Genomic DNA, 19,302 nt, shown 5'->3' with positions numbered 1-19,302 from the left:
GCCGATGATCACAGTCCGTCAGGAACGTCAGCACGCAAGCGTGCGGCGCGTGATCCGATCAGGGTTGCGCGCCTTCAATGATTGCTTCCTGCCGGCCAGGCGGGTCGCCACTCCGATCACCTTCACCCTGCGCCGCGGCGAGGAGATTGTAGGCGGCGTGATGGCGCAATGTCAGGGCAATTGGGTCTTCGTGGACTATCTATGGATCGATGAGCACCATCGCGGCGCAGGCCATGGCAGAACCCTGATGCAGGCGATGGAAGCAGAGGGTGTCGCCAAGGGTCGCAGGCATTTCTATCTGGACACATTCGGCTTTCAGGCAGCAGGCTTCTATGAAAAGCTCGGCTACCGCGAATTCAGCCGTCTGGAAGATTTCATCGGCGGCCATGACCGCATCTATATGAGAAAAGACGTATGAGCCTTTCCAACAGCGGCGGCGGCACCAAGGGACAGGCGCCGAACGAGCCCTTCAAGCAGGCCGTTGCCGGCACGATGCGCGCCATCGCCGGCACGTCCGAGCTTGAAGTCATCTTCTCCGGCGACCGTCCGGCGCTGGCGGGCGGTTCCGCCCGTCTGCCCGAGCCGGCCCGCAAGCCGTCGTCGCGCGACATCGCCATCACCCGTGGCCTGTCGGATTCGATGGCGCTGCGCCTTGCCTGCCATGATGCGAAGGTCCACCAGAAATCGATGCCGAAGGGCGGCGACGCCCGCGTCATCTTTGACGCCGTCGAACAGGCCCGCTGCGAGTCCGTCGGCGCGTCGCGCATGCCGGGCGTTGCCGACAATCTCTCGGTCATGCTCGACGACCGCTACACACGCCAGGGTGCGATGGACGTGTCCCGGCGCGAGGACGCTCCACTGGTTGATGCCCTGTCGCTGATCGTGCGCGAGCGTCTCACCGGCGCGCCGCCTCCACCGGCGGCCGCAAAGCTCGTGTCGCTGTGGCGCGACTGGATCGAGCAGAAGGCCGGCAAGGACCTCGACCGGCTTGTCACCCGCCTCGACAACCAGGCCGCCTTCGCCGGCCAGATGCGCAGCGTCCTGACCGCCCTCGACATGGGCGAAGACTTCGGCGACGAGCCGGACAAGACCGAAGACCCGGAAGAAAGCGACGACAGCGGCCGCAACGAGGATTCCGAAACCGGCTCCGACAACCAGGAGCAGGAGGGCGAGGAAGAAACCGCGCCGCAGGAAACCGAAGTCACCGGCGAGGAAATGGCCGCCGGCGAGACCGAAGCTGCTGACAGCGACAGTTTCGACATGGAGGACCAGGACCTCGACATGGAGGCCGAGGAGCCAGGCGAAAGCCAGCGCCGCGAGCTGCCCCAGTCGAACAAGCCGGTCACCGATTATCGCGTCTACACCACCCGCTTCGACGAGGAAGTCTCGGCGGAGGATCTGTGCGACGTCGCCGAGCTGGAGCGCCTTCGCGCGTTCCTCGACAAGCAGCTCGTCAACCTGCAGAGCGCCGTCGCCCGCCTTGCCAACCGTCTGCAGCGCAAGCTGATGGCGCAGCAGAACCGCTCCTGGGACTTCGATCTCGAGGAAGGCATCCTCGACACCGCCCGCCTCACCCGCGCCGTCATCGACCCGATGCAGCCGCTGGCGTTCAAGCAGGAGCGCGACACCAACTTCCGCGACACCGTTGTGACCCTGGTGCTGGACAATTCCGGCTCCATGCGCGGCCGCCCGATCACCGTCGCCGCCGCCTGCGCCGATATTCTTGCGCGCACGCTGGAACGTTGCGGCGTCAAGGTCGAGATCCTCGGCTTCACCACCAAGGCCTGGAAGGGCGGGCAATCGCGCGAGGCCTGGCTGGCCGCTGGCAAGCCGGCTCAGCCCGGCCGCCTCAACGACCTGCGCCACATCATCTACAAGGCCGCCGACGCGCCCTGGCGCCGCTCGCGCCGCAATCTCGGCCTGATGATGCGCGAGGGGCTCCTGAAGGAGAACATCGACGGCGAGGCGCTTGACTGGGCCCACCGCCGCCTGCTCGCCCGGCCCGAGAACCGCCGCATCCTGATGATGATCTCTGACGGCGCGCCGGTGGACGACTGCACCCTGTCGGTCAACCCGGGCAACTATCTCGAGCGCCATCTGCGTTTCGTCATCGACGAGATCGAGAACCGCTCGCCGGTGGAACTCATCGCCATCGGCATCGGCCATGACGTCACCCGCTACTACAGCCGCGCCGTCACCATCGTCGACGCCGAGGAACTGGCCGGTGCCATGACCGACCAACTCGCCGACCTGTTCGAGGACACCTCGCAGCAGGCCACCGGTGGCCGTGGCGCAGGTCGCGGCAGAGCAAGACGGCGCGCATGACCGGCCGGTTCCGCTGGGCCAGCCTTTCGGTGCCCGGCCTTGCTCTGGCGCTGATCCTGAGCCTCGCCACGCCGTCTCTCGCCGCCGGCCCGCTGCTGGCTGATGGCACGCCCGTCGCCATTTCAGCGGCCCGCATTGAACGCTTCCAACGCGGCAGCGAGGCCACCGGCTTCGGCAAGCTGACCTTTCTCGGCGGCCTCGATCTGACTGCAACCAACCGCGAGATCGGCGGCCTCTCCGGCCTGATCGTGCTCGACGGCGGCTCTGAGATGCTGGCGGTCACCGACAATGCCCTGTGGGTCGCCGCGCGGATCCGGCAGTCACCGGAGGGCGCGCCCCTCGGTCTCAGTGACGTCCGCTTTGCTCCCATGCTCGATGCCAAGGGCGTCGAACTGCGCAAGACCAGTTCCAGCGACACGGAAGCCGTCACCCTCGGCCGCAACCGTGGCAAGCTGGAACTGTTCGTTGCCACGGAACGCAACAACCGCATCCTGCGTTTTGCCTGGCCGCTGACCAACGGCGCCAGCCGGATGATTTCAGGCGTGGAGACACCCAAGGCCCTGCGCGAACTGCGCGGCAACAAGGGGATCGAAGCCCTCGCCGCCGCTCCTGACGACGGCCCGCTCGGCGGCGCGCTGGTGGCCATCGGCGAGCGCGGACAGAGCCAGGCGCACAACCTGCCCGGTTTCATCATCGGCGGCCCGCGCGCCGGCAGCTTCGAGATCGAGCGCTCCGGCAATTACGACGCCACCGACGCCGCCTTCTTGCCAGGCGGCGATCTTCTGCTGCTGGAGCGCCGCTTCAACCTGCGCGACTGGGTCGGCATGCGCCTGCGCCGCTTTGCCGCCGCCGACGTAAAGCCCGGTTCTGTGCTCAAGGGCACGGTCCTGATGGAAGCAGGCCCGTCGCACCAGATCGACAACATGGAGGGCCTCGGCGTGCATCAGGACGCTCAGGGGCGCACGATCCTCACCCTCCTGTCCGATGACAACCGCTCCCTGCTCCAGCGCACCCTGCTGCTGCGCTTCCGCCTCAACGACTAGACCACCGTAACCGGACAGGCCGATAGCCCACCCGCGTCATCCCGGCCCAACTGAGTGTTAGAATTTCGCTCCGTGTCACCCTGGCCGAGCAACGCGAGAGCCGGGGCCTACTCGCTTCCAGAGCGGCAAGGAGTGGATCGCGGCGCAACAGCAGCCCTCATGCATGGCACTGCAGCCCTTGGCACCGCTGGACCGAACCCTGCTGCTCTGCGAACGAGTAGGCCCCGGGTCTCCGCTTCGCTGCGCCCGGGGCGACACCCGTTACCTACAAAAAAGCCCCGGACCATCGGCCCAGGGCTTTTTAGTTTCATCGGAAGCAGTCCTGTCAGGCCGCGCGTTCCTGCGTTGCCGGCACCAGAATCGCCATCAGCACGCGGTACGGCGCAAGCAGCGCGATCGCCACCAGCATCTTCACCGAGAAGTCACCCAGCGCCCAGGAGATCCAGCGCGGCACGTCCGTGGCAAACACGCCGAACAACGGGGCCAGTTCCAGCGCGAAGGCGTCATCGCCGCCGAACAGCGGCGCAAAGGCGATCGAGAAGAAGAGGATCGTGTCGATGATCGAGCCCAGCAGCGACGAGATGAACGGCGCCTTCCACCAGGCCGCTTGCCGCAGGCGGTTGAACACCGTCACGTCCAGCAACTGCGCCACGAGGAAGGCCGTGCCGGAGGCAATGGCGATGCGCGGCGTCGCCAGCCAGACCGACAGGATCACGGCCAGCACGAAGCCGGCATAGACCACCTGACGCGCAGCCTTCGGACCGAAACGGCGATTGGTCAGATCGGTGACGAGAAACGCCGCCGGATAGGTGAACGCGCCCCAGGTCAGCAGATCGGCCAGCACAATGCCACCGAGCATGCCCTGAACCGGGAACTGCACCAGATAATTGGATGCCAGAACGACAATCGCCATCGCAGTGACTGCGATGGCGACGCGACCGGCTGAGAATCTCTCGGCCTTGATCATCAATTCACCCCTTTGGGTGTTGGTCTCAGGCAGCTTCAGCCTGACGACGACGCACTTCTGCCTTGATCAGGCGAGCCTTGTCGGACAGTTCGCCATCGGCAGCCTTGACGAGGAAGGCATCCAGGCCGCCACGGTGCTCGACCGAACGCAGGGCGTGCGCGGAAATGCGCAGTTTGAAGCTGGCACCCAGCGTGTCGCTGATCAGCGAGACGTTGCACAGGTTCGGCAGGAACCGGCGACGGGTCTTGTTGTTGGCGTGGGAAACGTTGTTGCCGGACATCACGTCCTTGCCAGTCAGCTCGCAGCGGCGTGCCATGGGACTACCCTTTATTCTTCTGGCCGGGCCACGAAGGGTCCCGGTGTGGTTACAGCCGATTTGCGGCGGACCGCGAGGTCCGGCAACGTCACCACCGGCCAATTTCGGAAAAATCGGGGTTCGTATACTGGCCTGGAGGGGCAACGTCAAGGCTTCGCCGACGAACCAGTGCCAATCAATGGCATTTGCCTGCAAAACGCGGTACTTTAACCGAACAGTTACCATACCGGCCCAAAAATCGCCGGACCGGACCAGTACTGGACCATGATCGTGCGACGCTCGAACGCCGTCACGTTCCCGTGCTCGCTTGCTCTTGTCTGGACAAGAGCCATAAGTTTGCCAAAGTATTTCGCGCCCGTCGAGACGGACAGGCCCCGAGGAGGACAGAACGTGTCGAGGATGACGAAAGCCGGATGGCGCAAGGGCCTTCTTGCCGTTTCAGCCCTGCTTGCGGCAACGCTCGGCAACGAGGCGGCGCTTGCCAAGACCAACAAGGTTGGCGGGCTCTATGACATTACGGTCGCGGGTCTCACCATCGGCCGCGCCACCATGTCGCTCGTGCTGCAGGGCAACGCCTATTCTGCCAAGGTCGGAATCGAACCTGCCGGCATCGGCAGCGTGTTTTCTACCGGCAAGGGCGGGGCCGAGGCCTCCGGCTGGCTGGTCGGCACCAAGGTGGTCCCGTCAAAATACATCATGACCTCCCAGGCCGCGAGCCGGGACTTCTACGTCTCCCTGCTGCAGGGCTCTGGCAGCATCCGTGACTTCGAGGCCACGCCTCCATTCAAGCCGATGCCGGATCGCATCGAAGTCACCAAGAAGCATCGCCAGAATGCGATGGACCCGCTGAGCGCCGCGCTGATGCCGGTTTCATCTGGCAAGACCGGCCTCGGTGCAGCCGCCTGCAATCGCAAGCTACCAGTGTTCGATGGCTGGACGCGGTTCGACATTCAGCTCAGCTTCAAGGAAGTCCGCGAGGTTTCCGGTCGTGGCTATGATGGCCCCGTTGTCGTCTGCTCGGCAAAGTGGGTTCCGGTCGCCGGGCATCGTCCAGGCCGTGAACAGGTCCAGCAGATGGCCGATGCCGATATCGAAACCTGGCTTGCACCGATGGGACGGAACGATGTTCTGGTTCCCTACCGCATTTCGATCCCAACCAAGAATGGTCAGATGGTTGTCGAAGCGGCCAAGCTGAGACTTGACGGCTCGGGCTCGGATCAGGCCGCTCGTTGAGCTTGCGCCCGGGATTTATCGTCTTGTCCAGGCTCTGACGCCCGTCCGATCAATCACCTGCCTTGCACCTCATCCGGTCAGCTGGTACAGCGCCCGCTTGACTTGCCAGGCCTTGCTGTTCAGTGTCGCGCCACGACATAAGGCCAGTCCCAACGATCAGCCGGGGCGGAGCATTCATGCTCACCTCGCCTGCGGCTTTCAGGTAACCGGTTCATGCACAGCTATCTGGAATTCGAAAAACCCGTCGCCGACATCGTGGGCAAGGCCCAGGAGCTGAAGGCCCTGGCTGCATCAGGTGAAGCGGTTGACGTGGACGCCGAGGTTGCCCGGCTCGACACCAAGGCCGACCAGACACTCGCCGATATTTATGCAAAGCTAACGCCCTGGCAGAAGACGCTGGTAGCCCGCCATCCGGACCGTCCGCATGCAGCCCATTATATCAAGGGCCTCATCGAGGATTTCACGCCGCTCGCCGGCGACCGGCATTTTGGTGAGGACCAGGCGATTATCGCCGGCTTCGGTCGGTTTCGTGGCCAGTCCGTTGCCATTCTCGGCCAGGAAAAGGGCTCCGACACCGAGACCCGCCTGCGCCACAACTTCGGCATGGCCCGGCCGGAAGGCTACCGCAAGTCGGTCCGCATCATGGATCTGGCCGAGCGCTTCGGCATTCCGGTGATCTCCCTGATTGATACGGCCGGTGCCTATCCGGGCAGCGGCGCTGAAGAGCGCGGCCAGGCCGAAGCCATCGCCCGCTCGACCGACCGCTGCCTCAGCCTTGGCGTGCCCAGCATCGCGATTGTCATCGGCGAAGGCGGCTCCGGCGGCGCGATCGCCATTGCCGCCACCAGCAAGGTGCTGATGCTGGAACACGCCGTCTACAGCGTGATCTCGCCGGAAGGCGCGGCCTCCATCCTGTGGCGCGACAGCGCCCGGGCGCAGGAAGCGGCGACCAACATGAAGATCACGGCGCAGGATCTTCTCAAGCTCAACGTCATCGACGGTATCATCGAGGAGCCGGTTGGCGGCGCGCACCGCGCCCGCGAGACCATCATTGACCGCACCGGCTCCGCCATTGAAACCGCGTTGGCCGACATGGCGAACCTGTCCCCGGATGAGATCCGGCAGCAGCGCCGGGCCAAGTATCTGGCCATCGGCCGCTCGCTTTAATCCTCTTGCCGTCGCTTTGCCGCAATTTCAGGGATCAATCCCGCAGGAATTGCGGCAAGCCCGCAAAAGCAGGCGGTATGGCCGGGCGTAAGGTCTCGTAAACCACACACCGCTACGCTTGAGCCGGGCGTTGCTGTAGTATGCTGCAATGCGGCGTTGATGGTAGGTGTCGTGAATATGGGCAAGGCCAAGCGATATTCCCTCGGATTGGGACGCATCGGGCGCGGTGTAGGCGCGCTTGCGCTGGCAGGGCTGCTTGTCGGTTGCCAGGCCGACGACATGTACATGGGGTCAGGCCCCAAGCATCTGCGGGAGGTCTCGCCGCAGGTGAAAGCCAGACTGTCCGAACTGAAGATGGATCTGCGCTCGCCGATCATGATCCGCATCTTCAAAGAAGAATCCAAGCTCGAGGTCTGGAAGCAGACACGCAGCGGGCGCTATGCCCTCCTGGAAGATTTCGACATCTGCAAATGGTCAGGTCAGCTCGGCCCGAAGATCAAGGAAGGCGACCGGCAGGCACCGGAAGGTTTCTATGAAATCACGCCTGGTCTGATGAACCCGAACTCCAGCTACCATCTGGCTTTCAACCTGGGCTTTCCGAATTCCTTCGACCAGGCACACAACCGGACCGGATCGGAACTGATGGTGCATGGTGCCTGCTCCTCGCGCGGCTGCTACGCCATGACGGACAAGCAGGTCCAGGACATCTATGCGCTGGCCCGCGACAGTTTCAAGGGTGGCCAGAAGTCGTTCCAGGTCCAGGCCTTTCCCTTCCGTATGACCGCCGAGAACATGGCACGGCACCGCAAGAGCCCGCATATGGACTTCTGGCGCATGCTGAAGACCGGCTATGACCACTTCGAGGTCACGAAAGTCCCGCCAAAGATCGCCGTCTGCGAGAAGAAATACGTTTTCGACGCAACGCCTCTGGTCGCCGGCGTGCCGTTCCGCGCTTCGGCCCAATGTCCGGCATTTGAGGTTCCGCAGGCCGTTGCAATGGCCGTTGCCTCGAAGCAGAAGCAGGATGAGGCCGCGTTCCTGACCCAGGTTGCTGCGCTGGACGAAAAGGAAGCCCGCGAAAAGCGCTGGAAGGAAACCCAGACGCAAATCGCCGCTTTCGTTGGCAACAAGGACTTCAATGCCGACGGGTCGCCGGCGTTGCCGGCTGCAGCACCGGAAGGCACAGCGGCGATCGCCGCGACCAATGGAACAGCACAACCTGGCGCCATCACCACACCGGCGGCACAGGCGGTAGCGTCAGCCGCCGACCAGACGCCACGCTCAGGTGCCGGCCAGCCTGCGCCACGCCCCAACGGTGCCTTTGCTAGCCTCTTTACCGGTACCGCGACCAGTGGTGCATCGCCGACTACACCGCAAAATTCTGACGTAACGGCAACGGCTTATGCCTCCAGCGGCGATACGGCAGCTGGCGAGCAGAAGGGGTTCCTCAAGCGTTGGTTCACTTTTGGCTCGAAGGAAGAAGCTGCCGGCGATCTGCCGCCGCTCTCGCCTGAAGCTGCAGCGGCGACGGCCCAGGCTCGGCCGACCGCCCTGCCTGTCTCCAAGGTTCCTGCAGCCAAACCCTGAAACACCTCAGACCAACTCTCGGTGAGCTTGACTCACCGAGAGTTGGTCAAGCCCGTGTGGCGATTGAGCATTTTCAAGGCGTGATGCGTCAGCATCTCAACGCCTTGGTATGAGTGGCTTCAGGCCCAGATCGCCATCCTCAGGCCGCGCGCGTCGCGGCCTGGTTCGGCCGGAAAAGGCCGCGCCTCGCCGCGCAGGATCCGCCCGGCGATCAGCAGGTTGACGCTCGCATCCAGAAAATCATCCGCCGCCGCCCCGCGTGGAGCCGGTTGTTCCAGGAAGCTCCCCGGCAGCCCGAACCGGCGGAGCACGTCCCGGCGCTCGGCCATGCCATCCGGGTTGACCCTGCCCTTGATCTTCTTCGGCAGACGCATCGCCGCTTCGCCATTCAGGCGCCAGAAGGCAACTTCGGGGTGCACCTCGAACAGCCGCGCTTCCTCTCCGGCCAGAAGCAGCGCATCCAGTTCGCGGATCTTGGGAAACAGAAAGAACGCCTGCTTCGACACCTTGCGCGACGGCTCTGACGTTTCCAGCGCCTCGGCACAGGCTTGCCGGTACTCCTGCGCATAGACCGCCCGGCGTGAGGGGATGGAGAAGACGGACGACTGGCGCTCGCCCAGCAGGGGCCGCACGGCCGATTCCGGGCCTCGCCCTCCCGGACGGGTCAGCTCGGGCAGTCCCATCGGCATGTCGACGGCCAGCACCTCGAGCCGTGGCTCAGCGGTCATGAGATCGGCCAGGGCCGGCACGATCCGCACCTGCGGCCGGGACAGGTCATTCTCGGGCGCCATCACCGCGATCCAGCCGGCCGGACACCCGTCCACCCCGGCGATCCATCGCGGTGCCCCCGTCATCTTCAGCGCGCCGTTGCGGTTTCCAGCACCCGCCGGGTGCTGACCAGCGCCATCGGCCTGGCAACCGCCTGCTGCTCCGACGGATAGAGCAACTCGCTCGATCCCTTGCGCACGCTGCGGGCCACCATCTCGAATGTGGACCCTGCTGCCCTGACCAGCGCCGCCTCGTCCTCCAGCCCTTCCAGGTGCCGGGCAAGGAACAGGGCGGACAGGAGGTCGCCGGTGCCATGCGGCGGGCTCTCGATCGTGCCATGTTCGGCAGCGATCGCCCCGCGCGGTCCGACCTGGAGGTTGGAGATCGAGTTGCGGCGCAGCGCCGGTGCGGAGGTGACGATGACCCGCTCCGGGCCAAGCCTGCGGGCTGCCGACAGGGCCTGCAGCTCGGTCTCGATGTCCCGTCCTGTCAGCCAGGCGAGTTCGTAGCGATTGGGCGTGGAAATGTCTGCCAATGGCAGCAGATTGTCGCGGATTGACCGCGCAGTCTCCTCCGGCACATAGAGCCCGCCGAGGTCGCCGATCACCGGGTCGCAAAGGTAGGGAACTTCCGGCGAAACCTTCTTCACCGCCTTGACCAGCCCGGCCACCGCCTCCGCCTGCGCCGGATGCCCGAGGTATCCGGACAGGATGCCACCGATTTCCGGCAGCTTGTCGGAGCCCGCAAGATCCGCACAAATAGCGCTGAAATCCGCCGTTTCCGCAACGATCCGCGTTCCCCGGCCCTGCCCCGGATGCCAGGGCAGCAGCACGGTTGGCAGGAACCAGACCGGGAAACCGAGCCGCTCCAGCGCAAACACCACGCCACGTCCACCGATCCCGCCACGCACGACCTGCGATGTGATCACCAGAATGGCCGGACGGTCGGCCTCACCTTCGCTCGGGGCATGGGCCATGATCGCGGAGCAGTCCTTCTTCAGCTGGCTGACGTCTCGATTTCCGGAACGGCTTTCGCCCCGCGCCCGAAACGCCGCTCAATGTAATCCAGCACCATCGCCTTGAATTCGCTGGCGATATTCGGCCCACGCAAGGTGGTCACCTTCTCGCCATCGACAAAGACCGGCGCCGTCGGCGTCTCGCCGGTTCCCGGCAAGGAGATCCCGATGTCGGCAAACTTCGATTCGCCCGGGCCATTTACAATACAGCCCATGACAGCAACATTAAGGGTCTCGACGCCCGGATATTTCTCCCGCCATTCCGGCATGGAATCGCGGATGTGATCCTGAATATCGCCCGCAAGCTCTTGAAATACCGTGGAAGTTGTCCGCCCGCAGCCCGGGCAGGCCGCCACCACCGGCACGAAGGCGCGGAAGCCCATGACCTGCAGCAGTTCCTGGGCAACCTGCACTTCCCGCGACCGGTCCCCGCCCGGCTCCGGTGTCAGCGACACGCGGATCGTATCGCCAATGCCCTGCTGCAACAGGATGCCCATCGAGGCCGAAGAGGCAACGATGCCCTTGGTTCCCATGCCGGCCTCGGTCAGTCCGAGATGCAGCGCATAGTCGCAACGGCTTGCAAGATCAGCATAAACGGCGATGAGGTCCTGCACCTGGCTGACCTTGGCCGACAGGATGATCTTGTCCCGGCCCATGCCCAATTCCTCGGCGCGGGCAGCGGACAGAAGGCCGGACTGGATGATCGCCTCGCGCATCACGGCTGCGGCCGAGATCGGATTGTCGCTGACGGCATTCTCGTCCATCAGTTTCGTCAGAAGATCCTGGTCGAGCGACCCCCAGTTGACGCCAATGCGCACCGGCTTGTCGTATTGCAGCGCAATCTCGATGATCTGGGAGAACTGGGTGTCGCGCTTTCCTTTGAAACCAACGTTCCCAGGATTGATCCGGTACTTGGCAAGAGCTTCGGCGCAGGCCGGATAATCAGCCAGAAGCTTGTGACCATTGTAATGGAAGTCGCCGATCAGCGGCACATTCACACCGATCCGCTCCAGCCGTTCGCGGATCCTCGGCACCGCCGCCGCAGACTCGTCCCGGTCCACCGTGATCCGCACCAGCTCGGACCCCGCCCGGGCCAGCGCTGCCACCTGCGCAACGGTGGCGTCGGCATCGGCCGTATCGGTGTTGGTCATCGATTGCACGACGACGGGGGCATTGCCGCCCACCAGGATATGCCCCACCTGAACGGCAACAGACCTGCGGCGCGGCAGGCGCATGGGTGTGTATTCGGTCATTGTACAGGCCAACCTGTCTTCATCCGCGCGGGAAAACGCCCCTCACGCCCCCGCGCTTGCTTAATTTGCCTTTGGCAAAAGGGCAATCAAGAAGCGCACGCAAAGAAACTGGGACGAAGTCTCACGAGGGAAAGGGCAACGCATTGTCAAAATATACACCTATGGGATGTATCAAAACCGCAAACTCGCCTCAGACCCGCCGTTGGTAGACACTGGACTCGTTGAATGTATCGCTCCTTTCTCTCGGACATGTTCGCGCTTGTTGTCGAAAACATACACACGACCCTCCACATCGCGGGCGCATGGGTGGCGATCAGCATCGGCTTGAACCTCGCCCAGACCATGACTTCATTCAGTCCGCTTGGCACCTTGTTCATGGTCGCAAACATCATTTGCAGCCTGCTTGCCTCGGGCAGTATCGCCACAGCATGGCATCGCTTCGGATTGCTAAATGAACGGCCTGAGACCTTTCAGCTGCATTTTGGACGCCTGGAACTGAAAGTTCTCGGTCGCATCTTGCTGGCAGCGCTCGTCAGCGCTCCCGCGATGGCACTTGCATTCGTTCCTTTTGTATTTCTGGTCTTGATCGTAAATGCCATACCAATTGGCGGCCTCTCCGGCTTACTTATATTTTTCGCACTCTTTGCATGCGTTCTATTTTATCTCTATTTCTATTTCAGAGTTTGCTTCATCGTGCCCGCCGCCGCCGTTGGACACAACGTCGGAATCAGAAAATCGTATTTGATTTCAGAAAATTACTTTTTTCCCGCACTTCTCTCTGGACTGAGCCTTCAAATCCCAGCCCTGATTTCACTGGGCTTCTTTGCCCTCCTGCTCCATGGATTCGTTGGGGCGTCCACACTTGCAGGACAGATTCTCCTGACCATCGGTTTTGCGCTGCTGCAGATTTTTAGCATGAGCGTGACACTCGCCGCAGTGACTGTTGCCTATCGCCGGGCAATCGAGACGCTCTGGGCAGAAAACCCGAACGACCCTGTTTTTGCCGAGCGTTGAAATCCCCATCCCAGGAACAAACCGCATCACCGGAGGCCGTCATGATCCTGTCCGTGCTCGAAAGGGCTCTCGCGCTCGCCTTCGGGCGGATCGAAACGCTGCTTGCCGCCAGCCGCTGCCCGGCGATGGCTTCACAACCGTCTCCAACATGACCGAACCGGTCGTAGCCGCCGACGACGGCGCGCTGCGCATGTTCGATTTCAGGACCATGCCCCATGTATCGATACATTCTTTCAGAAACATACACCCTCGTTGCGGGAAACATTGGAGTGACCTTGCGCATTGCGGGCGCTTGGATGGCGATTGGCATCCTGCTGAGCGTTGGCGAGGCATTCACGCAAGGCACATGGATCGGAACGGCCTTCAGTCTCACGGCATTCATATGGGCGTTTCTCTCATATGCGAGCATCGCAACGGCTTGGCACCGCTTTGGCCTGCTGCAAGAACGCCCCGGGCTCATTCACTTGCGCTTTGGCAGGCTTGAGCTGAAGGTCCTAGGGAGGATCTGGCTTGCAACCATCGCAAGTCTTCCCGCATTAATCTTGATTGTAACTCTGATATTCTCTGCGTCCTGGGTACTCAATCTTGGTTTAAACGCATTTTACACGAAGCCATCAACAAGTTCATTCATAGCTTTTTTAGTAATAATTTTGATTTCAAGTTATTTTTATTTTAGATACTGCTTTGTTATTCCAGCTTCAGCCATTAATCATCGAATTCGATTGTCTAAATCGTTCGAAATGACAAGAAAAATAGCTTTATTAATTACAATAATCGGAATATTAACGTTTATTCCATCTGCAGTATGTTATTGGGCATCTTATGATAAGGCATTTTTGATTGGAATTTTTCCGCATTTTTTGGAGGAATTATTCTCGATTACGATCAGGGCATCAATAGATTACCTAGGCATGAGCGTAGTACTCGCCGCCGTGACTGTTGCCTATCGCCGGGCAATCGAGACGCTCTGGGCAGAAAACCCGAACGACCCTGTTTTTGTAGGAAGCTGAAATCCCTATCTTGGGGGTGATACCGTATCACTGGAGGCCGTCATGATCCTGTCCGTGCTCGAAAGGGCTCTCGCGCTCGCCTTCGGGCGGATCGGAACGTTGCTGGCGGCCAGCTGGGGATACATCCTGCTGATGGCCGGACTGAACCTCGCGCTCAGCGGCCAGCTGCTGCCCGGCGATGGTTTCACCACAGTTTCCTACATGACGGAACCGGTCGTCGCCGCCGACGATGGCGCGCTGCGTCTCGTCGCGGGCCTTGCAAACATCCTGCTCGGCTTTGCTGCGGCCACGGCCTACATGCGGCGCATCCTGATCGGAGCGAGGGACTTTCCCTTCTCGTTTGCCCCGCGCGTCCTCAAGGTGATGGTGAAGCTGTTGCTGCTCCTGCTGCTGGGCGCGCTGATGCTGGTGCCCTTGTTCGCCATCGCCGGGATCATCACGGCAGTAACCGCAGGCTTTGGCATCATCGCCTTCATCGCCGCGCCCTTCGTTGCCCTCATGCTCATGCAGAAACTGTCGCTGATCCTGCCCGCCGCGGCGCTGGAGGACGACCTGACATTGCGCCAGTCGTAGAGTGCCAGCGCTGGCCTCGGCTGGGCGATGGCGTTCGCGGCGCTGGTCGTTGGCCTGCTGTCTGTTGTCATGACGCTGGCCTGGACCTGGATCCTCAGCCTCCTGAAGGCCGCTTTCCCAGATCCGGTCGTCGCACTTGCGATCTCGGCTGCCCTGCCGCTCGGCAGCGTCGGCGTCAGCGTCTGGCTCTTCGCCAGCCTGCATGCGACCTGCTATGGGCTGGTGCGCGAGCGATATGCCGAACGGGTCGGGTTAACCCCCGGCCAGACGGAAGAAGCACGCACCCGCCATGATGCGGCGGAGGCCATTGCCAGGGTCAAGAACCTTGGCCGGCGCTGATGGCCGTCCCGACGAACCGTTACAGAAACATCATCTTCTGCCGTGTTGCAGTGCAAGGTGATTTCATGGGAAGCTCCGGCCAACTGCTGAACAGGAGTGCCCTTGCATGCTGAAGAACAAGACCGCCGTCATCACCGGATCGACCTCTGGCATCGGCCTTGGCTACGCCCGCGCGCTGGCGGCACAAGGTGCCAACATCGTCATCAACGGCTTTGGCGACGCCGCAAAGATCGAAGCCGAGCGCAGCGCCATCGAGAAGGACTTCGGCGTCCAGTGCGTCTATTCGGCCGCCAACATGATGAATGGCGAAGAGATCGCCACCATGATCCTCAATGCCGAAAACGAATTCGGCTCGGTCGATATCCTGATCAACAACGCCGGCATCCAGCACGTCTCGCCAATCGACGAGTTTCCGATCGAAAAGTGGGACGCGATCATCGCGATCAATCTGACGTCGGCATTTCATTCGATCCGCGCTGCCCTTCCGGGCATGAAGAAGCGCGGCTGGGGCCGGATCATCAACACCGCGTCTGCCCATGCGCTCGTCGCCTCGCCGTTCAAGTCGGCCTATGTCGCCGCCAAACATGGCATTGCGGGCCTGACCAAGACGGTGGCGCTGGAAGTTGCCGAACAGGGCATCACCGTGAACGCCATCTGCCCGGGCTATGTCTGGACGCCGCTGGTCGAAGCCCAGATCCCGGACACGATGAAGGCCCGCAACATGACCGAAGAGGAAGTGAAGCGCGAAGTCCTGCTCAAGGCGCAGCCAACCAAGGAATTCGTCACCGTCGAACAGGTTGCGGCCCTCGCCGTGTTCCTGTGCTCGGATGCAGCAAGCTCGATGACCGGTACTGTCCTGCCGATGGACGGCGGCTGGACCGCGCAGTAAGGCATGACAGACAAGACCAGCCCTGCGCCCGGCCACTCATCGCAGCCCAACCGCAAGCGGATCAACCTGGCCCTGCAAGGGGGAGGCGCCCACGGCGCCTTCACCTGGGGCGTGCTCGACTGGTTGCTGGAGGATGACCGGATCGAGATCGACGGTATCACCGGCACCTCTGCAGGCGCGATGAATGCCGTTGCGCTTGCCAGCGGCTTTCATGCCGGCGGCAGCGAGGGCGCGCGTGCAGCGCTTGAACAATTCTGGCGGAAGGTCAGCGAGCATGCGTTCCTCAGTCCGATCAAGCGCTCGCCCCTCGACATGGCGCTTGGCCAGTGGAGCCTTGATTTCTCGCCGAGTTATCTTGCCTTCGACCTGATCTCGCGCTTCGCCTCGCCCTATGAATTCAACCCGCTGAACGTCAACCCCTTGCGCGAGGTGGTGGAGGAAACGGTCGACTTCGACGCCGTGCGGGCCTGCGATGGCCTGCGGCTGTTTCTTGCGGCCACCAACGTTCAGACCGGCAAGATCCGGGTTTTCTCCGGCAAGGAAATCACGCTGGATGCCGTCATGGCCTCTGCCTGCCTGCCGCACATGTTCCAGGCCGTAGAGATTGACGGCGTGCCCTACTGGGACGGCGGCTACATGGGCAATCCGCCCCTGTACCCGCTGTTCTATGAAACGGGAACGCAGGACACTGTTCTCATCCAGATCAATCCGATCGAGCGGGCGGAAACCCCGCGCACCGCACGCGAGATCCTCAACCGGCTGAACGAGATCACCTTCAATTCCACGCTGCTGCGGGAGATGCGGTCGATCGATTTTGTCAGCAGGCTGATCCAGGAAGGCAAGCTGAGCGCTGAAAAATACATGGACGTGCGGCTTCACCGCATCGACGGCGAAGCACTCAAGCCGCTGCAAGCCTCCTCGAAAGTGAACGCGGAATGGGCCTTTCTGAAAGAGCTGCATCGGATTGGCCGCGAAACGGCAGCCAGCTGGGTTGAGCGCAATTTTGACCACATTGGCAATCGCTCTACCGTTGATCTTCGCGCAGAATTTCTCTGAGCAATCTCCCTAACAGCATGCAGTTAACAGCAATTAACTTCGATTTTGCAGAATGCGATGCATAACGCGACCACGCAACAACATATACTTTCGAATACATTAATTCGATCAGCGCAACTGAAACAAAACAAAAAATACATCGAAAACCATTTGGCAATACATTTGCCCTAGTTTGAACATGCTGATTGTCAGGTTGTGCGTCGTCAGCGCTTTTGGACGGAAGAAAGTGGCACCTGCGACCCCGCCACTTTCTTCCGTGCCGCTTTTCCTCTCCCCGCCGCCCGTTCAGACCTTCCGCGCCACCCGCGTCCGATTGCGCCTTGCAGTTGCCAGGCAAAGGTCTAGATATCGTTGAGCACAAGGAGACCCCCCATGGTAGCGGATCGCCCCTCCCATCCAATCGTCACCGGCACCCCTGTGTTTCTTGCGCTCGTTAAAGGGAGCATCGGCGCCGCCCTGCTGCTGATCGGCCTCGGAACCGGCGCGGCGCAAGCGCAGGATCCGGTCGCAGACCTGGTTCGCAACCAGGGCTGCCCGTCCTGCGACCTGCGGCTGACGACCTTGCGCGGGCTGCAAATGGCGGGTTTCGACCTGAAGGGCACAAATCTTCGGGAAGCTGACCTGAAAGAGGCGGACCTCTCCGGTGCGCTGCTGTCCCGCGCGGACTTGCGCCGTACCGAGCTGGAACGTGCCACGCTTGTCGAGGCCGATCTGACCGGTGCTTCAATGCGCGGTGTCGACATGGAGAAGGCGAACCTGACCCGCGCGCGGTTCGGCAACGCGGACCTGAGGGACGCCGATCTCAACGAGACACGGCTGGAAGGCGCGGACTTCACCGCCTCGGACCTGCGCAACGCCTCCCTGATCCGGGCTGGCGCCATGGGAGCAAACTTCAGCAACGCCAAAATGGATGGTGTCGACCTGGAACGGGCGGACGTGAGTGGTGCAGACTTTTCAGGTGCACGCCTGATGCAAGCGGACCTCGACCGGCTCATCGCCAGGGGCACCTCGTTTCGCGGGGCGGATCTGACCGGTGTTCGCCTGAGCAGTGCAGACATGACCGGTGCGGATTTCGGCAATGCCAACATGACCGATGCGCTGTTGCGCAACACACGCCTGCCCGGCGCGGATCTCAGCACGGTCCGCGGCCTGTCGCAGGACCGCATCATCAATGCCTGCGGCGACGCGGCAACCCGCTTGCCCAAGGGCATAAACCTGAAGCCTTGCAGCTGAATACAAAAGGCCGGGCACTTGGCCCGGCCTCAGACTGCTGACAAGCCCTCTATCGTCATCCCGAACGCAGCGAAGCGGAGATCCGGGACCGGAGAGCCAAGGTCTCTCCTGTGGTAACTCATTGAAAGATAGAGGCCACGGCTCTCCGGTCCCGGCTCGGCGCTGCGCTTGGCCGGGATGACTTCGGAGAGGTCAAGGTTTGACATCAGACTCAAGCCGGACAGATGTCCGGCCTTTCAAAGGGTCTTTCGAATCGCGTCTATCAGAATACGTCGAACGAGAACCGGTAGGTCACGCCGGTGCCGATGTTGAACTGGTTCTTGCTGCCGACCTTGACCAGCGGGCTCTTGCCGGCATCGCCGATCAGCCGGTCATAACCACCTTGAAGATGCAGCTTGACCTGGTCGTTCAGATCGTAGCTGAAGCGCGTCTCGACACCGACGCTCTTGAAGCCGCCGCCCGCCTTGAACTGGGACAGACCGCTGGCGGCTGATTCTGCCGCCGAGACGCTGAAATAGGTGTTCATGTACTTGGACGAGGCGAAGCCGACGCGCGGGCCGATGCTCCACTCCAGACGGTCCATCGGACGCGTGATCAGATCGGCACCGACCTGGCCGACCTGTCCCTTGTGGCCGTTGAAGCCCTGACGCACCTCGGCAAAGACGCGGAAATTCTCGCCCTGGAAGCCAGCCCCGAGGCCTGCTTCAAATGCCCAGTTGATCTTGCGCGTACCGCGCAGGTCCTTGTCATCCGACGGCTTGCGCTCGCCGACGAAATTCAGGGACGGGAAGAAGAATACGCCCGTCTCCTTCTTGCCGTCCGCCACCTGGCCTAGGCCCGGGATGTAGAAGCGACCGACCGCAATGATCGGCATCGGAGAAAAGAGATAGGAATCAGAGCCGTCGTAACGCGGCTTGACCAAGACGCCAGCGCCCAGATCCAGCACATACTGTTTCTGCGGCATTGGCATCTCGTCCTGCGCAAGGGCGGACGCGGCGGTCAACGAGAGGGCTGCAATGGAGCCGAGTGCGATCGAGCGATACAGGAGCATCTTGTCGGGTCCGATTCTGGGGAAACAACGTTCCTGCAGCTTATACCTCCAATTGCAACCGACTGGTTACCGGATTGTCAATTTCGGAAGGGTGTGACTGATCGGCCACGCTGACGACCCGCCTGATCCTAGCGCCCGAGCGAGACGATATAGGCCGCAAGGTCCCGGATCTGTGGATTGGAAAGACCCATGTCCGGCATCTTCGGATGCGGATCGGCGAGAAATGTCGCGATCTTGGCTTCAGTCATGTCCGGATTGGCGGCGATGTCGAAGAAGGACGGAACCCCGATCGTTGCCGCATTTGCCTGATTTTCCGAGACGACATGACAGGCAGCGCACCATTGCTGCGCAAGGTGCTCACCAGCCCCCGCGTCTCCTTGGGCCGATAGAGACGGCCCGGCGGGCATCAGAACCGCCGCAGCAAGGCAAAGCACGAGAAACCAGCGCATCGGGATAGCCTCCA

The 19,302-nt window shown here is 62.1% G+C and carries 20 protein-coding genes; 13 read left to right on the top strand and 7 right to left on the bottom strand.

The genetic code is table 11. The annotated features are described in order from the left end of the window. The first annotated feature begins 4 nt into the window (after positions 1–4). The 3 genes from C8348_RS12670 to C8348_RS12660 are packed head-to-tail and all read left to right on the top strand — an operon-like array spanning position 5 to position 3,368. Positions 5–418, top strand: a complete 414-nt coding sequence (locus C8348_RS12670; RefSeq protein ID WP_106753706.1) for a GNAT family N-acetyltransferase — start codon at positions 5–7, stop codon at positions 416–418. Next, positions 415–2,325, top strand: coding sequence for a cobaltochelatase subunit CobT (gene cobT / locus C8348_RS12665; protein ID WP_106753705.1), 1,911 nt, complete (start codon positions 415–417; stop codon positions 2,323–2,325). The genes C8348_RS12670 and cobT overlap by 4 nt, the downstream gene beginning before the upstream one ends. After that, positions 2,322–3,368, top strand: a complete 1,047-nt coding sequence (locus C8348_RS12660; protein WP_106753704.1) for an esterase-like activity of phytase family protein — start codon at positions 2,322–2,324, stop codon at positions 3,366–3,368. The genes cobT and C8348_RS12660 overlap by 4 nt, the downstream gene beginning before the upstream one ends. Before the next feature lie 325 nt (positions 3,369–3,693). On the opposite strand, the gene C8348_RS12655 is transcribed toward C8348_RS12660, so the two are convergent. Both C8348_RS12655 and rpmB read right to left on the bottom strand, forming a co-directional pair. Further along, positions 3,694–4,335: a queuosine precursor transporter gene (locus C8348_RS12655; RefSeq protein WP_198647034.1), complete on the bottom strand. Its 642-nt coding sequence runs from the start codon at positions 4,333–4,335 to the stop codon at positions 3,694–3,696. Positions 4,336–4,360: 25 nt separating this feature from the next. Further along, a complete protein-coding gene (rpmB, locus tag C8348_RS12650; RefSeq protein WP_106753703.1) occupies positions 4,361–4,651 on the bottom strand; it encodes a 50S ribosomal protein L28 in 291 nt (96 codons plus the stop codon). A 399-nt stretch (positions 4,652–5,050) separates the two neighbouring features. Between rpmB and C8348_RS12645 the strand changes: the two genes are divergently transcribed. The 3 genes from C8348_RS12645 (at position 5,051) to C8348_RS22270 (ending at position 8,638) form a co-directional block, all read left to right on the top strand. Further along, positions 5,051–5,884 carry a DUF3108 domain-containing protein gene (locus tag C8348_RS12645; RefSeq protein WP_106753702.1) on the top strand — a complete coding sequence of 278 codons (834 nt, stop codon included), beginning with the start codon at positions 5,051–5,053 and terminating at the stop codon, positions 5,882–5,884. Positions 5,885–6,097: 213 nt separating this feature from the next. Continuing rightward, positions 6,098–7,051 (top strand): acetyl-CoA carboxylase carboxyltransferase subunit alpha, encoded by a 954-nt coding sequence (locus C8348_RS12640; protein WP_106753701.1) that lies wholly within the window; start codon positions 6,098–6,100, stop codon positions 7,049–7,051. Positions 7,052–7,228: 177 nt separating this feature from the next. After that, positions 7,229–8,638: a L,D-transpeptidase family protein gene (locus tag C8348_RS22270; RefSeq protein WP_208983726.1), complete on the top strand. Its 1,410-nt coding sequence runs from the start codon at positions 7,229–7,231 to the stop codon at positions 8,636–8,638. Positions 8,639–8,757: 119 nt separating this feature from the next. On the opposite strand, the gene C8348_RS12630 is transcribed toward C8348_RS22270, so the two are convergent. From C8348_RS12630 to ispG, 3 genes are read right to left on the bottom strand one after another with little or no spacing between them, the layout of a single operon-like run. Beyond that, positions 8,758–9,492 carry a DUF429 domain-containing protein gene (locus C8348_RS12630; RefSeq protein ID WP_106753700.1) on the bottom strand — a complete coding sequence of 245 codons (735 nt, stop codon included), beginning with the start codon at positions 9,490–9,492 and terminating at the stop codon, positions 8,758–8,760. 2 nt (positions 9,493–9,494) lie between these two features. Beyond that, entirely contained in the window at positions 9,495–10,382 is an 888-nt protein-coding gene (gene pdxY / locus C8348_RS12625; protein WP_106753699.1) for a pyridoxal kinase, read from the bottom strand. A 20-nt stretch (positions 10,383–10,402) separates the two neighbouring features. Beyond that, positions 10,403–11,674 (bottom strand): flavodoxin-dependent (E)-4-hydroxy-3-methylbut-2-enyl-diphosphate synthase, encoded by a 1,272-nt coding sequence (ispG, locus tag C8348_RS12620; RefSeq protein WP_106753698.1) that lies wholly within the window; start codon positions 11,672–11,674, stop codon positions 10,403–10,405. A 225-nt stretch (positions 11,675–11,899) separates the two neighbouring features. Here ispG and C8348_RS12615 point away from each other — a divergent pair, with 225 nt between their 5' ends. From C8348_RS12615 to C8348_RS12590, 7 genes are all read left to right on the top strand, one after another. Further along, complete coding sequence (locus tag C8348_RS12615; RefSeq protein ID WP_106753697.1) at positions 11,900–12,688, top strand: hypothetical protein; 789 nt, start codon at positions 11,900–11,902, stop codon at positions 12,686–12,688. 215 nt (positions 12,689–12,903) lie between these two features. Then, positions 12,904–13,698, top strand: a complete 795-nt coding sequence (locus C8348_RS21970; RefSeq protein WP_157950431.1) for a hypothetical protein — start codon at positions 12,904–12,906, stop codon at positions 13,696–13,698. A 42-nt stretch (positions 13,699–13,740) separates the two neighbouring features. Continuing rightward, on the top strand, positions 13,741–14,271 hold the full coding sequence (locus C8348_RS12610) for a hypothetical protein (RefSeq protein ID WP_106753696.1): 531 nt from the start codon (positions 13,741–13,743) through the stop codon (positions 14,269–14,271). Between the two features lie 27 nt (positions 14,272–14,298). After that, positions 14,299–14,610, top strand: a complete 312-nt coding sequence (locus tag C8348_RS12605) for a hypothetical protein (RefSeq protein WP_106753695.1) — start codon at positions 14,299–14,301, stop codon at positions 14,608–14,610. Positions 14,611–14,716: 106 nt separating this feature from the next. Next, a complete protein-coding gene (locus C8348_RS12600; protein WP_106753694.1) occupies positions 14,717–15,499 on the top strand; it encodes a 3-hydroxybutyrate dehydrogenase in 783 nt (260 codons plus the stop codon). A 3-nt stretch (positions 15,500–15,502) separates the two neighbouring features. Next, positions 15,503–16,555, top strand: coding sequence for a patatin-like phospholipase family protein (locus tag C8348_RS12595; protein ID WP_106753693.1), 1,053 nt, complete (start codon positions 15,503–15,505; stop codon positions 16,553–16,555). 372 nt (positions 16,556–16,927) lie between these two features. Further along, entirely contained in the window at positions 16,928–17,788 is an 861-nt protein-coding gene (locus tag C8348_RS12590; protein ID WP_106753692.1) for a pentapeptide repeat-containing protein, read from the top strand. A 262-nt stretch (positions 17,789–18,050) separates the two neighbouring features. Here C8348_RS12590 and C8348_RS12585 read toward each other — a convergent pair whose 3' ends face one another. Further along, positions 18,051–18,839 carry a MipA/OmpV family protein gene (locus C8348_RS12585; protein ID WP_106753691.1) on the bottom strand — a complete coding sequence of 263 codons (789 nt, stop codon included), beginning with the start codon at positions 18,837–18,839 and terminating at the stop codon, positions 18,051–18,053. Positions 18,840–18,967: 128 nt separating this feature from the next. Further along, a complete protein-coding gene (locus C8348_RS12580) occupies positions 18,968–19,288 on the bottom strand; it encodes a c-type cytochrome (protein ID WP_106753690.1) in 321 nt (106 codons plus the stop codon). Positions 19,289–19,302: the final 14 nt, after the last annotated feature.

The sequence above is a fragment of the Pannonibacter carbonis genome, assembly GCF_003012935.1.
GTDB classification, from domain to species: domain Bacteria; phylum Pseudomonadota; class Alphaproteobacteria; order Rhizobiales; family Stappiaceae; genus Pannonibacter; species Pannonibacter carbonis.
This window is presented reverse-complemented; position numbering and strand designations above follow the sequence as displayed.

Bases quoted from the DNA above. Each gene is read 5' to 3' on its own strand.
- C8348_RS12670 (WP_106753706.1), top strand. From the start codon at position 5: ATGATCACAGTCCGTCAGGAACGTCAGCACGCAAGCGTGCGGCGCGTG.
- cobT (WP_106753705.1), top strand. From the start codon at position 415: ATGAGCCTTTCCAACAGCGGCGGCGGCACCAAGGGACAGGCGCCGAAC.
- C8348_RS12660 (WP_106753704.1), top strand. From the start codon at position 2,322: ATGACCGGCCGGTTCCGCTGGGCCAGCCTTTCGGTGCCCGGCCTTGCT.
- C8348_RS12655 (WP_198647034.1), bottom strand. From the start codon at position 4,335: ATGATCAAGGCCGAGAGATTCTCAGCCGGTCGCGTCGCCATCGCAGTC.
- rpmB (WP_106753703.1), bottom strand. From the start codon at position 4,651: ATGGCACGCCGCTGCGAGCTGACTGGCAAGGACGTGATGTCCGGCAAC.
- C8348_RS12645 (WP_106753702.1), top strand. From the start codon at position 5,051: ATGACGAAAGCCGGATGGCGCAAGGGCCTTCTTGCCGTTTCAGCCCTG.
- C8348_RS12640 (WP_106753701.1), top strand. From the start codon at position 6,098: ATGCACAGCTATCTGGAATTCGAAAAACCCGTCGCCGACATCGTGGGC.
- C8348_RS22270 (WP_208983726.1), top strand. From the start codon at position 7,229: ATGGGCAAGGCCAAGCGATATTCCCTCGGATTGGGACGCATCGGGCGC.
- C8348_RS12630 (WP_106753700.1), bottom strand. From the start codon at position 9,492: ATGACGGGGGCACCGCGATGGATCGCCGGGGTGGACGGGTGTCCGGCC.
- pdxY (WP_106753699.1), bottom strand. From the start codon at position 10,382: ATGGCCCATGCCCCGAGCGAAGGTGAGGCCGACCGTCCGGCCATTCTG.
- ispG (WP_106753698.1), bottom strand. From the start codon at position 11,674: ATGACCGAATACACACCCATGCGCCTGCCGCGCCGCAGGTCTGTTGCC.
- C8348_RS12615 (WP_106753697.1), top strand. From the start codon at position 11,900: ATGTATCGCTCCTTTCTCTCGGACATGTTCGCGCTTGTTGTCGAAAAC.
- C8348_RS21970 (WP_157950431.1), top strand. From the start codon at position 12,904: ATGTATCGATACATTCTTTCAGAAACATACACCCTCGTTGCGGGAAAC.
- C8348_RS12610 (WP_106753696.1), top strand. From the start codon at position 13,741: ATGATCCTGTCCGTGCTCGAAAGGGCTCTCGCGCTCGCCTTCGGGCGG.
- C8348_RS12605 (WP_106753695.1), top strand. From the start codon at position 14,299: ATGGCGTTCGCGGCGCTGGTCGTTGGCCTGCTGTCTGTTGTCATGACG.
- C8348_RS12600 (WP_106753694.1), top strand. From the start codon at position 14,717: ATGCTGAAGAACAAGACCGCCGTCATCACCGGATCGACCTCTGGCATC.
- C8348_RS12595 (WP_106753693.1), top strand. From the start codon at position 15,503: ATGACAGACAAGACCAGCCCTGCGCCCGGCCACTCATCGCAGCCCAAC.
- C8348_RS12590 (WP_106753692.1), top strand. From the start codon at position 16,928: ATGGTAGCGGATCGCCCCTCCCATCCAATCGTCACCGGCACCCCTGTG.
- C8348_RS12585 (WP_106753691.1), bottom strand. From the start codon at position 18,839: ATGCTCCTGTATCGCTCGATCGCACTCGGCTCCATTGCAGCCCTCTCG.
- C8348_RS12580 (WP_106753690.1), bottom strand. From the start codon at position 19,288: ATGCGCTGGTTTCTCGTGCTTTGCCTTGCTGCGGCGGTTCTGATGCCC.